This is a genomic window from Nitrososphaerota archaeon (assembly GCA_027887005.1).
In the GTDB taxonomy this organism is placed as follows: domain Archaea; phylum Thermoproteota; class Nitrososphaeria; order Nitrososphaerales; family Gagatemarchaeaceae; genus UBA183.
Genome location: JAPCJI010000025.1, coordinates 1 through 1,630 on the forward strand (window position 1 = coordinate 1; position 1,630 = coordinate 1,630).

A 1,630-nucleotide genomic window follows, 5' to 3' on the forward strand; every position below is an offset into this window, starting at 1 on the left:
AACTGAAAGGAAGTACGGGCTCACTGATGCTGAGCTCTCGGAGTACTCTGAGCTGAGAAGAAAGTGGCGTGAAGCGACCCTGCAGGGGAAGGGGCTTGGCGAAGAGGACCAGAAGCGGATGGAAGCTCTGGACAGTCGCAAGGTCTTCCAGTTCTCTCCCTGCGAAAAGGAGTCGCCGCAGGTGACCGAGATGGTCGACACGGGTTTCTTCATTACTAACCCGAACGAGGTCGGCTCAGGCCCTCCCGCATCCATGTTCTTCGACGCGACAGAGGCGGCTGAGTACCAGAAGCAGCACGCAGATGCGAAGTTCTGGACCGTCGTCGATGGTGACGACGGCGACGAGCAGTTCTTGGAGCAGGGGATAAGGCTCGTGAACAGGTTCGCGTACCTAATCGAGAATCCGAGCTGGAAGCCCGTGAGCAGACAAAGTGGAGGCGAGCGATAATGCCCCAAACAGTAATCGAGGTCGACATCGAGGAAGACCTCAAGCAAGTGGACATCGAGATAGAGAAGGCCGTCGACACAGTCAGGAACGACCTGAGGGAGCTAGTCGTGAATGACCACGCGAGGAAGGTCCTGGTAATCATTGGGGAGAAGTGCGAAGGCTGCTGCGAAATGAAGCCATAGGCTGTGAGCCCGATCACAGGGGGGTGATTCCATGGGATCAAGAAAGTCCCGTCGGATAAGAGTGGTTGCAGAAAACGGGTCGGGGAAGTTCGTGCACACATTCAGCAAACCAGAAACCGTGATGGACTTGGCGAAAGGGTGGCTGCAATTTCCGGACCTGCCGTACACCTTCACAATAAGCGAAGGCCCAACAAAGGGAGCTAACCGTGACATCCTCCCACGACTAAAGTCGTAGGCTTCCCGCTTCAACGCTCGGGCTTGCCCATTCCCTGAGGGAGGGCAGAGGCCCTTGCTCTGCGGGTGACGAGCCCCTGTCCGGGGCCGGGCTACTGAGGATGCCAAGCCTTTTGATGAGGAGAGCCGAGTTCTCGTCTCTCGGGATCTCGATGCCGCAAGTGGGACACCTGTGCTTCCTCTCTGCCAGGTTCTTCGGGACCCATCCCAGGCAGTTGTGGCAGAACTGCGTAGTTCCCCACGGGTCGACGAAGATCACGTGCTTGCCCAGCGAATCAGCCTTGAACACGGCCCTGCGGGCGAACCTGTTCCACGACGCGTCCGAGATGGATTTGGCGAGGGTGTGGTTATGCAGCATCCCTGAGACGTTAAGCTTCTCCAGGACGAGGACGTCGTTCTCTGCGAAGATTTTATGGACGAGTTTGTTCTGGAAGTCTTCCCGCTGGCGCTTGACGTGTAGGTGGAGCCTGGCGATCCTGCGGCCGAGTTCGCGGCGGCGCCTGGAGCCCTTGTGCTTTCGGTTCAAGTGGCGCTGCATGTACCTGATCTTATCCTCCGACCGTCTCAGGAACTCTGGGTACTCCGTTGACGCTGCGTCGTCGAACGTCACGAACCTCGACAGGCCCATGTCCGCGCCCCTGATCCTGTTGGCCGGTATCTCCGCAAGCGGGCTCCTTACCGATCCCTCCCGCTCCGTGATGAAGACGGCGTACCATTCGCCGTCGGCCTCGCGCTTGACCGTGAGGCGCCTCACCTTGCCCAGCAG

General features: G+C 58.8%; 3 protein-coding genes. 2 read left to right on the forward strand and 1 reads right to left on the reverse strand.

Annotated elements, in window-relative coordinates; all coding sequences use genetic code 11:
- Positions 1–448: hypothetical protein (locus tag OK438_09030; protein MDA4125568.1), on the forward strand; the 448-nt coding region annotated here is incomplete at its 5' end.
- The gene (locus OK438_09035; GenBank protein MDA4125569.1) at positions 448–630 is read left to right on the forward strand and encodes a hypothetical protein; all 183 of its coding nucleotides are present in this window, start codon (positions 448–450) and stop codon (positions 628–630) included. The genes OK438_09030 and OK438_09035, both read left to right, overlap by 1 nt.
- Before the next feature lie 223 nt (positions 631–853).
- On the opposite strand, the gene OK438_09040 is transcribed toward OK438_09035, so the two are convergent.
- Positions 854–1,630 (reverse strand): transposase (locus OK438_09040; GenBank protein ID MDA4125570.1); only part of this gene is annotated, 777 nt, incomplete at its 5' end.